The 13843-nt window shown below is 68.8% G+C and carries 9 protein-coding genes; 6 read left to right on the plus strand and 3 right to left on the minus strand.

Features of this window, described 5'->3' with window-relative positions; translation table 11 throughout:
• The first annotated feature begins 2 nt into the window (after positions 1-2).
• Complete coding sequence (gene hflX, locus LC039_RS01785) at positions 3-1256, plus strand: GTPase HflX (protein ID WP_226621772.1); 1254 nt, start codon at positions 3-5, stop codon at positions 1254-1256.
• A 49-nt stretch (positions 1257-1305) separates the two neighbouring features.
• Here the strand turns inward: hflX and LC039_RS01790 are convergent, their stop codons facing one another.
• Positions 1306-2244: an aminoglycoside phosphotransferase family protein gene (locus LC039_RS01790; protein ID WP_226621347.1), complete on the minus strand. Its 939-nt coding sequence runs from the start codon at positions 2242-2244 to the stop codon at positions 1306-1308.
• Positions 2241-4706, minus strand: a complete 2466-nt coding sequence (locus tag LC039_RS01795; RefSeq protein WP_226621348.1) for a penicillin acylase family protein — start codon at positions 4704-4706, stop codon at positions 2241-2243. Before LC039_RS01795 ends, LC039_RS01790 begins: the two co-directional genes overlap by 4 nt.
• Before the next feature lie 115 nt (positions 4707-4821).
• Between LC039_RS01795 and LC039_RS01800 the strand changes: the two genes are divergently transcribed.
• Positions 4822-5694: an NAD(P)-dependent oxidoreductase gene (locus LC039_RS01800; RefSeq protein WP_226621349.1), complete on the plus strand. Its 873-nt coding sequence runs from the start codon at positions 4822-4824 to the stop codon at positions 5692-5694.
• A 3-nt stretch (positions 5695-5697) separates the two neighbouring features.
• Here the strand turns inward: LC039_RS01800 and LC039_RS01805 are convergent, their stop codons facing one another.
• On the minus strand, positions 5698-6516 hold the full coding sequence (locus LC039_RS01805) for an HpcH/HpaI aldolase family protein (RefSeq protein ID WP_226621350.1): 819 nt from the start codon (positions 6514-6516) through the stop codon (positions 5698-5700).
• Between the two features lie 678 nt (positions 6517-7194).
• On the opposite strand from LC039_RS01805, the gene LC039_RS01810 reads away from it, so the two are divergent.
• The 4 genes from LC039_RS01810 (at position 7195) to LC039_RS01825 (ending at position 13768) form a co-directional block, all read left to right on the plus strand.
• On the plus strand, positions 7195-10113 hold the full coding sequence (locus LC039_RS01810; RefSeq protein ID WP_226621351.1) for an Rne/Rng family ribonuclease: 2919 nt from the start codon (positions 7195-7197) through the stop codon (positions 10111-10113).
• Between the two features lie 207 nt (positions 10114-10320).
• Positions 10321-11073: a cytochrome c biogenesis CcdA family protein gene (locus tag LC039_RS01815; RefSeq protein WP_226621352.1), complete on the plus strand. Its 753-nt coding sequence runs from the start codon at positions 10321-10323 to the stop codon at positions 11071-11073.
• A 95-nt stretch (positions 11074-11168) separates the two neighbouring features.
• The gene (locus LC039_RS01820) at positions 11169-12413 is read left to right on the plus strand and encodes a SoxR reducing system RseC family protein (protein ID WP_226621353.1); all 1245 of its coding nucleotides are present in this window, start codon (positions 11169-11171) and stop codon (positions 12411-12413) included.
• Positions 12410-13768 carry a cytochrome P450 gene (locus LC039_RS01825; RefSeq protein WP_226621354.1) on the plus strand — a complete coding sequence of 453 codons (1359 nt, stop codon included), beginning with the start codon at positions 12410-12412 and terminating at the stop codon, positions 13766-13768. Before LC039_RS01820 ends, LC039_RS01825 begins: the two co-directional genes overlap by 4 nt.
• Positions 13769-13843 lie beyond the last annotated feature (75 nt).

A 13843-nucleotide genomic window follows, 5' to 3' on the forward strand; every position in this document is an offset into this window, starting at 1 on the left:
ATGTGACCCGCGCCTGGGTCCTGCACCCCGATATCAAATCAGACCGTGATCGCCGCGATGCGGAGATGGCGCTTGAAGAAGGTGTGGCCCTGGCCGCCGCTCTCCCCGATCTCGAGGTCGTGGGGAACGAGGTCGTGCCGCTACGCGACCCACACCCCGGCACGCTTTTCGGCTCCGGCAAGATCGCCGAGCTGAAGGAGCGGCTGAAGGAGGCCGAGGTCGAGCTTGTGCTCGTCGACGGCCCCGTCACGCCGGTGCAGCAACGCAACCTCGAAAAAGAGTGGAAGGTGAAGCTGCTCGACCGGACCGGGCTGATCCTCGAGATCTTCTCGGACCGCGCCGCCACCCGCGAGGGTGTCCTGCAGGTCGAGATGGCGGCGCTGAGCTACCAGCGCACCCGCCTGGTGCGGGCCTGGACCCACCTCGAACGGCAAAGGGGCGGGCTCGGCTTCGTCGGCGGCCCTGGCGAAACACAGATCGAGGCCGACCGCCGCGCCATCGACGAGCAGCTTGTGCGTCTGCGCCGGCAGCTCGACAAGGTGGTGAAGACCCGCGCCCTGCACCGCAAGGCGCGCGCCAAGGTGCCCTATCCGATCGTGGCATTGGTAGGCTACACCAACGCCGGAAAATCGACGATCTTTAACCGGCTGACCGGCGCCGACGTGATGGCCAAGGACATGCTCTTCGCCACGCTCGACCCGACCATGCGCGCGGTGAAGCTGCCGACCGGGATCGACGTGATCCTGTCGGACACGGTGGGCTTTATCTCCGACCTGCCGACCGAGCTGGTCGCGGCCTTCCGCGCCACGCTCGAAGAGGTGCTGGCCGCCGACATCGTGCTGCACGTGCGGGACATCTCGCATCCGGGCACCATGGAGCAGGCCGAGGACGTCTACGCCATCCTGCGCTCGCTCGGGGTGAGCGAGGAGGTCTCGCAGATCGAGGTCTGGAACAAGATCGACCGGCTCGAGCCGGAGGACCGCGACGCGGCGATTGCCCGCGCCTCGCGCGACGAGGGCATCTTCGCGGTCTCGGCGATGACCGGCGAGGGACTCGACGGGCTGCTCGAGGCGGTGACCGAGAAGCTGCAGGGCGCCTCGGTGGACGAGGACGTGCGGCTCGGCTTCGACGAGGGGCGGCGCCGGGCGTGGCTGTTCCAGAAGGGGCTCGTGCAGTCCGAGGAGCAGGACGAAGACGGCTACCTTCTGCACCTGCGCTGGACCGCCAAGGACCGCGCGCAGTTCGAGACGGTGTAAGGCAGCTCTCCTCGAAGAGAGGTGGCACGTCCTTCGAGGGACGTTTTCCCTAGAACAGAGGTTTGTCGGCGGCGAGGATCATCTTCGCCGCCTGCAACCGCGCGCGCTGGCGCGTGGAGGGTTCCGCGGGGGTGCGCGCCCAGCTTCCGAGCGCATAGGCGCGCTGCGCAAAGAGCCGGGCGACGGGGGCGGTGATCTCGTCGCCGTAGCCGCGCGCGAGAGCGGCGGCAAAGCGCGGGGCGTCGGGTTCGGGCGCCGACGCCAGCGCGTCGATCAGCAGCGCCACGAGGTCGCGGTAGGGGGCGTCGGGCTGGTCGTTCTCGAAATCCAGCCCCCAGAGCGCGCCCTCGGCGCAGACGAGATTGGCGAGGTGCAGGTCGCGGTGGGTGACGGCGCGGGTTGCCGCCTGTCCGCGGGCCTCGGGAAAGAGCACTTCTAGATCTGCGAGGGCGCGGGAGAATTTCTCGTGCTCGGGAAAGCCCGCCTCGCCTTTGCGTGCCTTCTGAAGCTGCGCCGCCAGCCAGTCGAGCTGTCCGCGCGGGCGCAGCTTGCGGCTCTGCAGCGTCGGGCGGTGCAGGGCGGCGAGCCAGCTGCCCGCCGCCTCGAGCGGCACGTCGCGTTTTTCGGCGGGAAGGTTGGGCCAGAGTTCCGCAAGGCTCGGGCCGGGTGCATAGGCCATGCCCAGGACATGCCGCGCCGGGTCGAAGAACAGCACCTCGGGCGCGCGCCAGGGGCCGGCCTGCATCTGCGCTGCGACCCTGCGCTGCTGCGCGGCCTGCGCCTGCGCGCGCTCGGCGAAGGCGGGAGCGAAGACCTTGACCACCAGGTGCTCGTCGGGATGGGCGGCGCAGAAGACCTGCGCGCGCATCGGCCGGTCGAGGTTCTTCAGGCAGCCGAGCCCGTAGGCGCGGCCGGGGCGCTGCTCGGCCAGAACCTCCCGCGCCAGCGCCAGCGCCTCGGGGCGGGTCAGGCGCGCGGGGTCGCTCACGGTTTCACCAGGTGTGTCACCCCGACCGAGGCGGCGCGGGCGAGCCCCTCGTCGAGCGACATCGGGATGTATTCGCCGCGCCGCCAGAGCGTGCCCATGTCGTCGTAGTGGCGCGACAGCAGGTGGCCCGACTCGCCGGTGGCGATGATGAAGACCGAGCTGTCGGGGTCGGCGAAATCATAGACCCCGCGGTAGGTCGCGCCGTGCACATTGGCGAAGGGGTCGTGGCCCGACCCGGCGGTGACGCCGCGCTGCAGGGTGAAATCGCCACCCGAGGTGGGCTGGCGAATGTTCACGAAATAGTTGAGCAGCGGCACGTCGCCCAGCACCGTGTGCTTGTGCGTCGCCTGGTGCGCATCGCCCCAGCGCAGGCTCTCGAGCTGCGTGCCGTAGCGCTCGCCGATCCACACCAGCGCGTCGTCCAGCGCCATGCGGGCGATGTCGGTGCAGGTCTCCTTGGGCGCCGAGCGCAGCACGTCGCACCACTTTCCGGCGCCGTCGATGTCGCGGAAGACGCGCTCGATGAACAGCGGGTCGACATGGGTGTACTCGTCGGCGAGCGGGCCGATCTCGTCGCGGATCAGCCGGTCCTGCAGGGCGCGCAGCCAGGCGGCGTAGATCAGTGGCTCGGGCATGTGTTCGTTCATCTCGCCGTTCCACTCGGCCAGCAGGTCGAGCGCGCGCTCGCGCTGGCGCAGCGGCGTGCCTTCGGGCGCGGCCTCGCCGGTGAACCACAGGTCGCGGCCGATCAGCGGCAGCAGCGTGCGGGCGGCGGGCGAGACGGTATCGAGCTGCGCCTCGATGAAGCTGTCGCGGGTGTGCACCTCGCGGCCCTGCATCAGCGTCTGCCAGCGCATCACCCGCTGGCTGTCGCCCCAGTTGAAGCTGACGTGCCGGGGGAAGGGCCGGTCGATCACCTTGTTGTTGGTATTGCCGAGGATGCCGCCCGCGGGATCCTTGAAAAGAGGGTTGTCGCTGTCCGGCAGCATCCCCTGCCAGCGGTTGGCGGCGATCCAGCCCGGGCTCGGCATGCGGCCCTGGGTCTGGCTCTGCGGATCGCGCTTGGGCATGGCGCCGATCAGCTTCATCGCGATGTGCTCATCGTCGATCAGCGTCAACATCTGCGACGGTGCGACGAAGGCCTTGCTGGCCTCCAGCGCCGCATCGACGCTCTGCGCCGTCATCAGGCCGATGGCCGCGCTCATCGAGGTGTCGCGGTCGCCGAGCGCGGTCCAGGCGAGCGAGACCACGTCGCCCTGCGGGGTGATCCGGTCGAGGTCGAAGGCCTTGCGCGGCAGCACCGGGCCGTTGTCGGTCCAGCGCAGCGTCAGCGTCACCGGCGGCGCCCCCTTTATAGTGACGATGGAGCGGCGCGTGCGGAAGGTCTTGTAGCCGTCGGGGGTGCGGTAGCGCTCGGGGTTCTCGGGGTCCAACTCCTCGATATAGAGGTCCTGGTCGTCGAGGTAGGAGGAGGTCAGCCCCCAGGCGACGTGCTCGGAGCGGCCCAGCATCACCGCGGGCACGCCGGGAATGGTGCCGCCGATCACGCCGCCGGTCGAGAGCTGCAGCCGTGCCAGATACCAGGTCGACGGCGCGGTGAAGCCGAGGTGCGGATCGTTGGCCAGCAGCGTGCCGCTGCCTGCCGAGCGGTCCGGGGCCGCGGCCCAGGCGTTGGAGGCCCCGGCCAGCCCGCGCGGCGCGACGGGCATCATGTCGGGGGCGGGGCGGCTGGCCTCGGCGAAGCGGGGCAGCGGCTTGTCGGGGAAGAGCGCGGCGTATTCCGGCAGTTCGGCGATGCCGGGGCCGGGGATGTCGGGCAGGATGTCGCGGATCATCTCGGGGTCGGGCAGGGCAAGCGAGGTACGGGCGCGCAGGATCTCGTCGCGGAACTGTCCCGAGAGCTGCAGCGCCATCAACTTGACCACGGCCAGCGAGTCCGCCGGTTGCCAGGGCGCGATCGGGGCGTTGAACAGGAAGAACTCCGGCGCGCCGCGGCCGAGGCTGTCGGAGTTGATCTCCTCGATCCGCGCGTTGACCCCGGCGGCATAGGCCTCGAGCGCATCGCGGGTCTCGTCGTCCTGCGCCTCCACCGACATGCGGGCATGGGTGTAGAGATCGAGCCGGCGCATCAGCGTGTCGGTCTCGACGGTGCGGCGGCCGAAGAGTTCGGACAGGCGGCCCTGCGCGGTGCGGCGCAGCAGGGTCATCTGCCACAGCCGGTCCTGCGCATGGGCGTAGCCGAGGCCGAAATAAACGTCGCGGTCCACCGGCGCGAAGATATGCGGTACCCCGGCGTTGTCGCGCACGATCTCGATGTCGCCGGCGGTGCCGGTGACCTCCAGCGTCTTGTCGTAATCGGGCAGGGAGCGCGAGGCCAGGTAGTAGGCCAGGCCGACGCCGAAGATGCCCAGCAGGATCGTCACGCTGACGAGCCTGAGAAGCCACCGGAAGAGTGTTGCCATGATCTGCCCCGAGTTTGCCCGCTTTCGTCGGGCTTACCCAAGACCCGCCCCCTTGCCAAGGGCCGGGCGAGGCGCGACAACTCCCGCAACGATAAACGTAACAGGAGGTTGATCCATGGCGAAATGCGCATTTCTGGGGCTTGGCGTGATGGGCTACCCCATGGCCGGTCACATGACCAAGGCCGGGCACGAGGTGACCGTCTACAACCGCACCGCCGCGAAGGCCGAGGCCTGGGTGGGCGAGTTCGGCGGCAAGATGGCGGCAACCCCACGCGAGGCGGCCGAGGGGGCCGAGTTCATCATGGCCTGCGTCGGCAATGACGATGACCTGCGCGCGGTCTGTCTCGGCGAAGATGGGGCCTTTGCCGGAATGGGCGAGGGCGCGGTCTTCGTCGATCACACGACGGTGTCCTCGATGGTCACCCGCGAGCTCTGGGAGGTGGCCAAGGACAATGGCTTCGGCTTCGTCGACGCGCCGGTCTCGGGTGGTCAGGCGGGGGCCGAGAACGGCCAGCTCGTTGTCATGTGCGGCGGCGATCAGGGCGACTACGACATGGCCGAGCCGGTGATCGACGCCTATGCCAAGCTCTGCAAGCGCCTCGGCGACAGCGGCGCGGGCCAGCTGTGCAAGATGGTCAACCAGATCTGCATCGCCGGGTTGGTGCAGGGTCTTTCGGAAGGGCTGGCCTTTGCCGAGAAGGCGGGCATCGACGGGCGCGCGGTGGTCGAGGTGATCGGCGGCGGCGCAGCGGGCTCGTGGCAGATGGTGAACCGCTACGAGACCATGCTCGACGACAAGTTCGAGCACGGTTTCGCGGTGGACTGGATGCGCAAGGATCTGGGCATCTGCCTTGCCACCGGCAACGAGATCGGCGCCTCGCTGCCGGTGACGGCGCTGGTCGACCAGTTCTACAAGGACGTCCAGAACATGGGCGGGGGCCGCTGGGACACCTCCGCCCTGATCAAGCGGTTGAAGGCCTTCGACTAAGGCTCAGTAGCTCGCGAGCGGGGGGGCCTCAGCAGCCTCCTCGCCAAGCTCTTCGGCGGCCTGCGCCTTCGCGGCGCGGGCGGCCCCGAGCAGCAGGCCGACGTCATTCGGCCCGACGATGAAGCGGTAGCCCGCCTCGCGCAGCTCGCCGTAGCCGCGGCCGGGACCGGCAACGCCGGTGATCGTGCCGAGCAGCAGCCCGCCGTCGAGCGCCGCCTTTTCCGCCTCGGCGATCTTGGCGCGCACGTCGGGGTGCTCGGTCTGCTCGAGCAGTCCCATGGAGGCGGCGAAGTCGTTGGGGCCGACGAAAGCCATGTCGATGCCGTCCACCGCCGCGATCCCGGCGACCTCGGCCACCGTATCCACGTGCTCGACCTGCGCCATCAGCAGCAGCTCGTCATGCGCCGTGGCGCCGTAGCCGGGCAGGGTGCCCCAGTTGGTCGCCCGCACGATGGGCGCGGCGTAGCCCCGGCGTCCGCGCGGCGCGTAGAGGCAGTAGGAGGCGATCTCGCGCGCCATCTCGGCGGTATGCACCATCGGCACCATGATCGAGCGGGCGCCCCGGTCGAGCGCCCGCTTCAGCGTCGCCTCGGAGGCGTCGGGCACGCGGATCACCGCCTCGCCGCCCGCGCCCTCGACCGCGCGCAGCAGGTTCAGCCCGGCCTCGAGCCCCGCGGCGCCATGCTCGCAGTCGATCACCACCACGTCCCAGCCGCTGTAGACCAGCAGCTCGGCCACCTCGGGCGAGCCCAGCTCGAACCACGCGGCGGTCACTGTCTCCCCGGCCTTGAGCCGCGCCTTGAGCCTGTTTCTTCCGGTCATGAAGTCCTCCTTCTCTCTGCCCCGGTCGCTCTGTCCCGGTCTCGGGCTCGGAACCGTTTCCGGGCTGGCCATGCCCGAGTTGAATACCGCGTGGGACGCGAGGTCAATATAAATGGTATACCAAATTTCCGCAGCGCTGCCTGCAAAAGAGGCAGGGCCGTCCGGCGTGCGGTGCGGCGCGAGATGACGCTGGGGCCGAGCGGCGCGCGGAGGGAGGCGCGGGGCATGCCGGAGAGCCGCGCGCACTGTGGGGGCAGCCCTGTGGATGAATTCATGCACGCGTCACATTCCATATTGTCATTGGGGGCGCGATGCCCCTATGCTACCTGTCAGGCAAGTGCGTTCCCGCCACACGAGCGGCCCGCAATGCCAAAGAGTTTCGCTGCTTCGGAGCCGTCCGCCACAGGACCCCGGGCAGACCGATCTGGCCGCAAGGCCAAGCACATTGCCCGGACCGCCCAAGGCGACGGGCCGCAACAAGGCACCGCGGGGCGTTTCGTCGCGACGGTGTCGGAGAAGAAACGCGATGAAGCGCGCGACGCAGATCAGGCACCCGGGCGAAGACAGATTGTCTTCCCGTGCCTGCGCGCCGCTCACCGCCCAGACAAGCCACGCCACATCACCTCGCAGCCCGGCTCCGCCCGGGCTTCTGGCGCATGTGTCGTGCACACGGAAAACATGGCAAAGAAAATGCTCATCGATGCCACCCACGCGGAAGAGACCCGCGTTGTGGTGGTCGACGGAAACAAGGTCGAGGAATTCGACTTTGAATCGGAAAACAAGCGCCAGCTAGCAGGCAATATCTACTTGGCGAAAGTCACGCGGGTCGAACCCTCGCTGCAGGCGGCCTTCGTGGATTATGGCGGAAACCGCCACGGCTTCCTCGCCTTCTCGGAAATCCATCCCGACTATTACCAGATCCCCGTCGCCGACCGTCAGGCGCTGATGGAGGAAGAGGCCGCGCTCGCTGCCGAAGAGGATGACGACGACAAGGAAAAGTCGCGCTCGAAGTCCTCGCGGTCCCGCACGCGCCGCTCACGCTCGCGCAGCAAGGCCGAGAAGTCGACCAGCGAAGACAAGCTGGTGACCGGCGAAGTTTCGGATGACGCCTCCTCGGAAGTCTCCGAGGGCATCTCTGGCATGGAAACCATCGACCTCGGGGACGACGTCCTCGACGCGCGCGACGACGAAGGTCTGTCGCCGATGGAAACCGTGGCCGAAACCCCGGTCGAAGAGCCCACCGATGCGACCGAAGAGGCCGCTGCCCCCGAGCAGAAGGCCCCCGAGGACTCCCCGGAGGCCGACGATCAGGACGATCACCCCGACGAGCTCGACGCGGCCAAGTCCGACGACAGCATCGAGTCGGTGGCCGATGACGACACCGAGGAAGACATCCGCCCGGCGCGCAAGCCGCGGGCCCGGAAGTACAAGATCCAGGAAGTCATCAAGGTCCGCCAGATCCTGCTCGTGCAGGTCGTCAAGGAAGAGCGCGGCAACAAGGGCGCCGCGCTGACCACCTATCTCTCGCTCGCCGGTCGCTACTGCGTGCTGATGCCGAACACCGCCCGTGGCGGTGGCATCTCGCGCAAGATCACCAATGCCGCCGACCGCTCGAAGCTGAAGGAAATCGCGCAGACCATCGACGTGCCGAAGGGCGCGGGTCTGATCATCCGGACCGCGGGTGCCAAGCGCACCAAGACCGAGATCAAGCGCGACTACGAATACCTGCAGCGCCTCTGGGAGCAGATCCGCGAGCTGACGCTGCAATCGGTGGCGCCCGCGAAGATTTACGAAGAGGGCGACCTCATCAAGCGCTCGATCCGCGACCTCTACAACCGCGAGATCGACGAGGTGCACGTGGAAGGCGAGCGCGGCTACCGCATCGCCAAGGACTTCATGAAGATGATCATGCCGTCCCACGCGAAGAACGTGAAACACTACCTCGACCCGATGCCGCTCTTCGCGCGCTACCAGGTCGAGAGCTACCTCGGTGGCATGTTCAACCCGACCGTGCAGCTCAAGTCCGGCGGGTACATCGTGATCGGCGTCACCGAGGCGCTGGTGGCAATCGACGTGAACTCCGGTCGCGCGACCAAGGAAGGCTCGATCGAGGAAACCGCGCTGAAAACCAACCTGGAGGCCGCCGAGGAGGTGGCACGCCAGCTGCGTCTGCGCGACCTCGCCGGGCTGATCGTCATCGACTTCATCGACATGGAAGAGCGCAAGAACAACGCCGCCGTCGAGAAAAAGCTGAAGGACAAGCTGAAGACCGACCGCGCCCGCATCCAGGTGGGCCGCATCTCGGGCTTCGGCCTTCTGGAGATGTCGCGCCAGCGCCTGCGCCCGGGCATGATCGAGGCGACCACACAGCCCTGCGCGGCCTGCCACGGCACCGGTCTGATCCGCTCGGATGACAACATGGCGCTGAACATCCTGCGCCAGATCGAGGAAGAGGGCGTGCGCCGCCGCTCCCGCGAGGTGCTGGTGAAATGCCCCGTCGGCATCGCCAACTACCTGATGAACCAGAAGCGCGAGCACGTCGCCCAGATCGAGGCGCGCTACGGCATGGCCGTGCGCATCGAGGGCGACCTGCATCTGGTGAGCCCGGACTTCTCGATGGAGAAGTTCAAGACCGCCACGCGCAACGTGCCCGAAGTGGTCGCGCCGGTGGTTTCGGCCACCGCCTCGCTGATGGACCAGGTCGACGAGGACTATGCCGCGGATGAGGACGAGGACGAAGCTCTGATCGCGGCGGAGGCCGAGGCCGAAGCCAAGGCGGGCTCGGAGACCGAGAGCGACGCTGGCAATGGCTCGGGTAACGGCTCGGGCGACGAGGATGGCGAGGGCAAGCCCAAGAAACGCCGCCGCCGCCGTCGCCGTTCGCGCTCGAAGAACCGGGAAGGCCAGAACGGCGAGAACGAGGACGAGAACGGCACTGATGACGAGGGCAATGGCGATGCCAAGCCCGAGTCCGAGGTGACTCCCGCGGCCGAGACCGCAGCGCCGGCGGCCGAAGATGCCCCCGCAGAGGCGGCCGAAACGGCCAGTGAGGCGCCTGCGGAAGCCCCCGAAGCCCCAGCCGCCGAGGAGGCGCCCGCCGAGAAGCCGAAGCGCACCCGCCGCTCGCGCAGCCGCAAGAAGGCTGAGCCCGAGGTCACCGAGGCGGCAGCCGAAGAGGTTCCGGCAGCCGAAGCGCCGGCAGAGGCCGAGGCCCAGCCCGAGACCGCTGCGGTCGAAGCGCCCGCCGAAGCCGCTGAAGCTCTGGTCGCGCCCGAGGCTCCTGCTGCTGAGGCCCCCGCAGACGCCCCGGCGGAAGAGCCGGTCGCCGAAGTGGCGGACGCCCCTGCAGAGGTGACCGAGGCCCCGGCTGAAGAACCGGTCGCGGAAGCTCCGGCAGAGGTCGCCGAGACGCCTGCGGAACCCCCGGTTGCCGAAGAACCCGCCGCCGAGGCGCCGGTCGCCGAAGAGCAGCCCGCCGAGGAGACCCCGGCCGCGGAAACTCCCGCCGAGCCGGAGCCCGAGCGCACGCCGGAGCCGGTTGCCGCGGAAGCGGACGAGGCGCCGAAGCCCAAGCGCCGCGGCTGGTGGAGCCGCTGAGGCCCCGCTGACTGACCCATGAGGAAACGCCCCGGCCAAGCGCCGGGGCGTTTTCTGTTTCGGCCCTGCGTCCGGGCGCAGGCTCTCGAAGTGGGCCCGAGCGGGCGCCGGGCAGGAGCGTGGCGCGGACACATCATTTCAGCCGGGGAACGCAGACGTGAGGCGCCGCCGGGTGACGGGGCCCCCGGGATCGCCTATTCGAAAGGCATGTTCGGAATCGAGATCATCGACGCAAGCCTGCTCCCCGCCATGATTGTGGCGCTTTTCGGAGGCGTGATCTCCTTCCTCAGCCCCTGTGTGCTGCCCATCGTGCCGCCCTATCTGGCCTTCATGTCGGGCGTCTCGCTGCAGGAGATGCAGGCCGGGGGCAGCGCCCGCTGGCGGGCTTTCATCGCAGCGCTCTTCTTCGTGCTGGGGCTCTCGACCGTCTTCATCCTTCTGGGCTTCACCGCCTCCTGGCTCGGCAGCTTCTTCTTGCAGAACCAGATCCTGCTGGCGCGCATCTCGGGCGTGGTGGTCATCGTCTTCGGCCTGCACTTCCTGCACGTCTTCCGCATCCCCTTCCTCGACCGCGAGGCGCGGCTTGATGCGGGCGAGGCGGGCGGCTCGGCCTTTGGCGCCTACCTGCTGGGGCTGGCCTTCGCCTTCGGCTGGACGCCCTGCATCGGCCCGCAGCTCGGCGCGATCCTGTCGCTCGCCGCGACCGAGGCGTCGGTCGCCCGCGGCACGCTGCTGCTCGGCGTCTACGCGCTGGGTCTGGGGCTGCCCTTCCTGCTGGCGGCGGTCTTCCTCAGCCGCGCCATGGGGCTGATGAACCGCCTCAAGCGGCACATGAAGACCATCGAGCGGATCATGGGCGTGCTGCTGGTCGTGGTTGGCCTTGCGCTTCTGACCGGCGCCTTCTCGGCCTTCTCCTTCTGGCTGCTGGAAACCTTCCCGGCGCTCGGCCAACTCGGCTGATCCGGCGACCACACCCGCGCTTTCTCGTATCGCCAGCATCTTGCCCTTCGCGCCCGCCGGGGGCATCGTCCGGGCAGGGGAACAGGGGCCGTGGTATGAGTGACAGCGACAGGGTGGCGCGCAGGCGGGTGTTCTACATCCCCGGCTACGATCCCATTCACCCGCGCCGCTACCGCGAGCTCTACCGCAAGGAGGGCGCGGCGCAGGGGGCGATTTCCGGCTATGACCTGAGCCTGAGCCCGAAGACCGGCGGCGGCGCCTACGGCTGGCATGTCGCGGCGCAGATGGACGGCGCGCAGGTCGCGGCGGAAGTCGAGGTGCTGGTCTGGTCCGATATCGTGCGCGGCAGCATGTCGGGCTCGATCCCGGCAACCTACCTGCAACTGGTGCGCACGGCCTGGGAGTATATCTCCACCGGCGCGCTGCTTCGGCTGATGCGCCTGCGCAAGGGGCCGGTGATCGCGGCGCTCTACCCGGTCGCCATGCTGCTGCTGCAACTGGTGCTGGCCGTATGCGCGGGCTGGGCGGTTTATGCGCTGGCTGGCTTGCTGGAGCCATGGCTGGGCGTTGCGGCACGGCTGCTCGGCGGCGCGCTGGGGCTGGTCGCGCTCTGGGCCATCCTGCGCTGGTTCCAGCGCAAGGACGGCAAGCTCTTCGCCTACTACCTGATGCACGACTATGCCTATTCCGCCCAGCACAAGGGCGCCAACCCGCCGGAGCTCGAGGCGCGCATGGCGCAGTTCGGCGCGGCCATCGCGGCGGCGCTGCGCGACGACGTTGACGAGGTGCTGGTGGTCGGCCACAGCTCGGGGGCGCATCTGGCGGTGTCGATCCTCGCCGATCTGATCCGGTCGGGCAGGGTGCCCGAAGACGGACCGAAACTGGCGTTCCTCAGCCTCGGGCAGGTGGTGCCCATGGTCTCCTTCCTGCGCGGGGCCTGGCGGCTGCGCGCGGATCTCGCCTATCTCGCGACCCGCGACGAGCTGACCTGGGTCGACGTGACCGCGCCCGGTGATGGCTGCGCCTTCGCCCTCTGCGATCCGGTGGCCGTCTCGGGGGTGGCGCCGGAGGGAAAGCGCTGGCCGCTGGTCTTTTCGGCGCAGTTCACCCGCTCGCTCAGCCCCGCCCGTTGGAGGGAGCTCCGCTGGCGCTTCTTCCGGCTGCACTTCCAGTACCTCTGCGCCTTTGACGCGCCGCTGGACTACGACTATTTCCGCATCACCGCCGGGCCGCTGACGCTGTCTGCGCGCTACGCGCAGCGCCCGCCCTCGGCGAGCCGGCTCGAGGCGCCGGTCAATCGCTTCACCTCGACGACCCCCGCGCCGGAGCGCGCCGCATGATCCCTCCGAAGCCGAATTCCCGCCCCGACAAGGTTTCGCTGCTGCGCTACCTGAAGCTCTTCCGGGCGGACCTGCTCTCAGCCCAGCCCGTGCGGCTCTACCGGGCGTGGATGGCCGAGTTCCGTACGCCGTTTTTCCGCTCCTACATGATCAACCAGCCGGAGCTTGTGAAGACCGTGCTGAAAGACCGCCCCATGGATTTCCCCAAATCCGGGCGCATCGCCGAGGGGCTGCGCCCGCTGCTCGGCAATTCGGTCTTCGTGACCAATGGCGAAACCTGGCAGCGGCAGCGGCGGATCATCGACCCGGCCTTCGAGGGCGGGAGGCTGAAGGAAACCTACCCGGCCATGTGGGACGCCGCGCAGGCGGCGCTCACGCGGCTGAAGGCGGAGGCGAGCGCGGGCGCCGAGGTGGAGATCGAGGAGCACACCAGCCATGCCGCCGCCGACGTGATCTTCCGCACGCTCTTCTCTCTGCCGATCGAGCACGACGTGGCGCAGGCGGTGTTCCACGAGTTTCGCGCCTACCAGCGCACGCAGCCGATCCTCAATCTCGCCGCCTTCCTGCCGCTGCCGCGCTGGATGCCGCGGTTTCATCGGCGGTCGACAAAGGCAGCGGCGACACGGATCCGTGCGCTGATCACCGAGCTGACAGCCGCGCGGCAGTCCGAGATCGTGGCGGGCCGGGCGCCGGACGATTTGGCGACCAAGATCATGACCAGAGCGGATCCGCAGACCGGCGAGACTTTCTCGACAGAGGAGATGGTCGACCAGGTGGCGATCTTCTTCTTGGCGGGGCACGAGACTTCGGCCTCGGCGCTGGCCTGGGCGCTCTGGCTGGTGGCGGCGCATCCCGAGTGGCAGGCGCGGCTTGCCGACGAGGCGGAGGCGCTCGGCGATACCCCCGATTTTGCCGATATCGCGAAGCTTCGCCTCTCGCGCGACGTCTTCCGCGAGGCGCTGCGGCTCTATCCGCCGGTGCCGATGATGGTGCGCGAGGCCAGCTGTCCCGAGCGATTCCGCGAGCGCGACGTGCCAAAGGGCGCGCAGGTGGTGCTCAGCCCCTGGCACCAGCACCGGCACGAGCGGCTCTGGGACAATCCCGACGGCTTCGACCCGGCGCGCTGGGGGACGGAGAACGGCAGGCACTGCGCGCGCGAGGCCTACATGCCCTTCTCGGCGGGGCCGCGCGTCTGCACCGGCGCGGGCTTTGCCATGGTCGAGGGGGTGCTGCTGCTCTCGCTGATCCTGCGCGACCTGAAGCTGGAGGTCGTGCCGGCACGCACCCCGGAGCCCGTGGCCTTCCTCACGGTGCGGGCGCGCGACGGCATATGGCTGCGCATCTCGCCCCGCTAGCGCTAAAGGTAGCGATAAAGGCACGCTTCGATCTATCCAATGCCGGCGGCTTGGGCTAAGCCTTTGGTAAACCGA

The sequence above is a fragment of the Alloyangia pacifica genome, assembly GCF_020524285.1.
Lineage (GTDB): Bacteria > Pseudomonadota > Alphaproteobacteria > Rhodobacterales > Rhodobacteraceae > Salipiger > Salipiger pacificus_B.

Bases quoted from the DNA above. Each gene is read 5' to 3' on its own strand.
- LC039_RS01820 (WP_226621353.1), top strand. From the start codon at position 11,169: ATGAGTGACAGCGACAGGGTGGCGCGCAGGCGGGTGTTCTACATCCCC.
- LC039_RS01810 (WP_226621351.1), top strand. From the start codon at position 7,195: ATGGCAAAGAAAATGCTCATCGATGCCACCCACGCGGAAGAGACCCGC.
- LC039_RS01825 (WP_226621354.1), top strand. From the start codon at position 12,410: ATGATCCCTCCGAAGCCGAATTCCCGCCCCGACAAGGTTTCGCTGCTG.
- LC039_RS01805 (WP_226621350.1), bottom strand. From the start codon at position 6,516: ATGACCGGAAGAAACAGGCTCAAGGCGCGGCTCAAGGCCGGGGAGACA.
- LC039_RS01800 (WP_226621349.1), top strand. From the start codon at position 4,822: ATGGCGAAATGCGCATTTCTGGGGCTTGGCGTGATGGGCTACCCCATG.
- LC039_RS01815 (WP_226621352.1), top strand. From the start codon at position 10,321: ATGTTCGGAATCGAGATCATCGACGCAAGCCTGCTCCCCGCCATGATT.
- LC039_RS01795 (WP_226621348.1), bottom strand. From the start codon at position 4,706: ATGGCAACACTCTTCCGGTGGCTTCTCAGGCTCGTCAGCGTGACGATC.